Raw genomic sequence first — 4,562 nt, 5'->3', positions numbered from 1 at the left:
AGCGATCACCAGCCACCCACCAGGCCCGGTGACAACACCCCCCGGATCATGACTGCGACTGGGGGCGGGAATCATGCCGGGCCTGGCTGGCCAAAACCCCAATTATCGGGGTGTGAAGATAGTAACGAGGGGGCAGACCTGGGATAAACCCGGTGCCAAGACAGATTCTGGCAACGCAGCCCACGTGTCCTGATTTCCTGACGAAACATGAGCGCCACCATCTCACAAGCAAACGCGGATCTGATCTGGAGCGTGACGCTGATCCAGACCAAGATGACGCCGCCCCGACTACCGTCTGGCTATGTGTCACGCCGGCCTTTATACGAGCGTCTACCCGTGCATGACGGTCTCAGTTTGGTCACGGTCAACGCACCAGCAGGATTTGGGAAAACGACATTGCTTGCCGAGTGGTGCCGCGAACTGTTGGAGAAAAAGCACGTGGTTGCGTGGCTGAGCCTCGACGATGAAGACGACGATTCGCAGCTATTTGTCGCGTATCTCGTTGCATCGCTATGCCGCGCAGATGATGAGGTTGGGAGACAGGCTCAACGGCTACTGCGGCACGATATGCTGATGCCGGTCGGAATGATCATTTCCGTACTGCTAAACGAAATAGGCGCGTGCGAGCGACAGGTCTTTCTTGTGCTCGATGACGTCGATCGTCTGACGTCGAAGCCCATCGTCGCGATACTTTCCCGCTTGCTGCGCTACGCGCCGGAAAATCTCCATATCATGTTCGGCGCGCGTAGCGATTCCACATCGGTATTCGGTCGCGTTGTTGCGCCGGAGAGGGTCGTACGCCTGGATGCGGAAGATCTTCGCTTTTCGGTGGACGATGCGCAGACGTTCTTCAGCCGAACCGAGAGGGTCACGCTCGACCGCTCCAGCGTGAAGCTATTAAACGACGTTACCGAGGGATGGGTAGCAGGCCTTCAACTGGCGTCGCTTGCGCTGCGTAAGGCGGGCGACGCGACGAGGGTTGCGGTTGGTCTGTCAGGCGCGCGTATCGGGACCGACACATATCTGAACGATACCGTGCTGACAGAGTTGCCGCCGGACATGCTGGATTTTCTATTGCGTACTTCGATTCTCGATCGACTAGGCGCGGATGTCTGCGATGCAGTTATCGGCTCGCGTGGCGCGAGTTGGGAAAAGCTCGAGTGGCTGGAACGGCATAACGTCTTCATCCGCCCGCTCGACGACGAGCGACAATGGTTCCGGTATCACGCACTGCTGGGTGAAGCGCTGCGACGCCGTGTCATCAGGCAAATGCCGGACGAAATCCCGATCATGCATCGCCGGGCAAGCCAGTGGTTTGCCGAGGCTCGTCTTTGGCCCGAGGCTGTCAAGCATGCGCTGACCGCAGGCGATGTTGAGCAAGCCGCCCAGTGGGTTGAGAATTGCGCAACGGCAATGGTTGAATTGGGCGATTCTCATACGTTGTTGAGCTGGATATCGCGGCTTCCTTCGGAATCGGTAGACAAACGGCTTCGCCTGCGTCTAGCGAAAGCCCTGGCACTCGCCATATCCATGCAGAACGCCGCTGCAAAACAGGAAATTCATGCTGTCGCGGCTGCGATGGCCCAGAACGAGGCGAAATCGAAAGACGACGAGGCGTTGCTTGCTGAAGTCAATTCGGTAAGCGCGCTAATCGCTATCTTCAACGACGACAGTGATCGCGCGCTGGCACTTGGACAGGCGACGAGCGCATGCACGGTGCCGACCATGCCTTGGGCCAAGCGCTTCGCACAGCTAGCCCAACTATATGGGTTCATGTATGCGGGAAAATTCGATGAGTTCCAGCGGACCTGGGCGCTGGTCACCCCTCATTCGGGGCGAAGTCAAGCATTGGCATTCGAGGATTGTTACCGAGAGTATCTGTATGGTCTCGCGTTGCTGCTTCAGGGCGAGATGTCGGCGGGCGCGACCTTCCTCGAGGCAGCCGTTACCCGTGCTGAAAACAAGCTTGGGCGAAACTCGGGTGTCCTGGCCGGACTAGCCGGCTGTCTCTCCGCGATCTATTACGAACGCAACGAGCTGTCGCGAGCCCACGACGTCGTGGCCGCCACGACGGAAATTGCGATGGATACGTGCCCTCTGAGCGGCCTGTTGCGGCATACCTGCACCGCAGCGCGGCTGCATGCCCGGGCCGGCAATACTGGATTGGCGCTGGCTGCGCTCGAAAACGGGCGACAGGTCGCGGAGATGCGACAGTTGCTGCGGCTGAGAGTCGGATGTGACGCCGAGACAGTACGCCTCTTTCGCGTCGACGAACGTCTGTCGGAAGCGCAACAGATCGTGGATGAGTTAAGTCTGATCGTGCCGGAACAATGCCGAGGGCGACGGGGTACGTTTCTGGAAACGTGGGTCGCGTACCAATCCGTTCTTTCGCGCGTCATGATCGCGGACGGGCGAGCGAATCTCGCTGTCGTTCGTCTCTCTGCGCAACGCTACGATATGGCAGCCACGAGTTGGCGCTATCAGGAAGCGATGACTTCGGTTCTGCTCGCGCTCGCGCTTGAACAATGCGGCGCTTCCCGAGAGGCGCTGACGGCTGTCAGTCGCGCGCTGACTATCGCGCAGACAGAAGGCATGGTTAATATCTTTGTGGACGAAGGTCCAGCGATGCGCAATCTGATCGAGCTATGGCGACGCAATTCGACGAATGCGCCGAGTCGAGACAAGGTATTCGTCGATCGTTTGCTGTCCGCATTTGATACCTTGAACTTCGCGCCGGTGACGCCCTTCCCGACCCCGCACACGTCGACGCCTGGCGTGCTCAGTTCCCGGGAACTGGAAATACTGTCCCGGGTGGCCCGCGGCCTATCCAACAAGGAGATCGGCAGAGAATTGAAGGTTACTCCGGAAACAGTGAAATGGCATTTGAAAAATATTTTCGAGAAACTGAATGTGAGTTCGCGCACTGAAGCCGTGGAGAGATATCTGCAGCCCATCAAGTCGCCAGAACCAACCGCTGGACGGGGAACGACTTGAATATCCGCCAACGGTCTAGACGGGTATCCAATGCATCAGTGCAATGACCCGGCGAAGCCTGAATTGCCGAGTTCAAATATCACGTTTTTGATGCACGCGATTGCGCGTTGCTGACGCTCATCGGAGCGCCATGGCCGTCGAACGCTAATTTGTTCGCCGGCGCGCCTCAATGGTCTGGAGTCGACAACACCACAGCGAAATCCGCCGCCTCCGCGTCCCTTTCGAATTTTCGATGATCGTCTTCGAGCCTCCCGCTTCCTGATCCAGGATCACGGGTGGCAGACTCACACGATACAGAAAACGCTCGACCACGCGCTTGGCGTTCTTTGCGTGCCCGCAGACGATGAATGGCATTGGGTACGTCAGGAGATGGATTCGCAGGTCCGGGGTTCAATCCGCTGATTCGCCATCAAATTGACGCAGAGGCCCGTGTTCTCAGGAACACGGGCCTTTTGTCTTGCGCGCGCGGTGAGCCAGCCGCGAGTTGCAACGCAACGGAGGCAGCCACGGCTATCGAGCAAGTCAAGCGGACGCAATCGCCTGGGAGCGGGCACGTCGGCCGAAGGTCTGCAAATTAGCGAGTAACCAGACGCTAGCGCGAGTTGTCGCTGCAAAGCTGAGGCTACAGTGGTCTCCCGAGCAGATTTCTGGTTGGCTCAAGCATGCATATGCTGTCAACAAGGACTATCTGGTGTCACACGAGACGATTTACCGGAGCCTCTATATTCAAGCTCGCGGGGCCCTGAAAAAGGAGCTGCTTGAACACTTGAGACGCTCTCGGGCCATGCGTCGATCTCGCCATCACACATTGAAAACCGAAGAGCGCGCGAATATTCGCGACGCGGTATCGATCAGTGAACGCCCTGCCACGGCGGAGGATCGTGCAATACCCGGGCACTGGGAAGGTGACTTGCTGTTTGGCAACGCGACCAGCCAGATTGCAACCCTCGTCGAACGTCAGAGCCGATTCGTGATGCTGGTAAAAGTAGCCGGCAAGGATTCCGAGGCTGTGGTCAACGCGCTGATACGACACGCCAGCAAGCTACCGCGGGAACTATATAAGTCGCTGACCTGGGACAGGGGCACGGAAATGGCGGATCATAAACGCTTTACCGTCGCAACCGACGTTCAGGTCTATTTCTGCGATCCGCAGAATCCGTGGCAACGCGGCTCGAATGAGAACATGAACGGACTGCTGAGGCAGTACTTCCCGAAAGGCACTGACCTCTCTACCTATTCACAAGCCGAACTCGACGCAGTAGCAAGGCGACTCAACGAGCGTCCGCGTAAGACGCTTAACTTTGACACACCGGCCGAGCGGTTCCATCAATCTGTTGCATCCACCGGTTGAATCCGCACCCGCTTTTCGGCCTCAAAGAATTCGCTTTTGAGATTTGATTCGAATCGAATAATGGGCATTTCCAAACCTCCTTGCCATAGCTGTTGATGGCGGCGTAAAACCGCGCTTAAACGGCGGCGCAATGCTGAGTAATTTTCTCAAGTACGCAGGGGCCCTCGGGCCCCTTTGACGTGTTGCGACGGCGGTACCGTTCAGAACGGCGGGTCGG

At 57.8% G+C, this 4,562-nt stretch carries 1 protein-coding gene and 1 pseudogene; both read left to right on the top strand.

Annotated elements, in window-relative coordinates:
- Nucleotides 1–207 precede the first annotated feature (207 nt).
- Nucleotides 208–2,994, top strand: coding sequence for a LuxR C-terminal-related transcriptional regulator (locus WS62_RS26610; protein ID WP_066577273.1), 2,787 nt, complete (start codon nt 208–210; stop codon nt 2,992–2,994).
- A 475-nt stretch (nt 2,995–3,469) separates the two neighbouring features.
- A pseudogene (locus WS62_RS26605) lies at nt 3,470–4,345 on the top strand (IS30 family transposase); the annotation flags it as partial.
- Between the last annotated feature and the right edge of the window lie 217 nt (nt 4,346–4,562).

It is taken from the genome of Burkholderia sp. ABCPW 14 (assembly GCF_001523835.1).
Taxonomy (GTDB): Bacteria; Pseudomonadota; Gammaproteobacteria; order Burkholderiales; family Burkholderiaceae; genus Burkholderia; species Burkholderia mayonis.
This window is presented reverse-complemented; position numbering and strand designations above follow the sequence as displayed.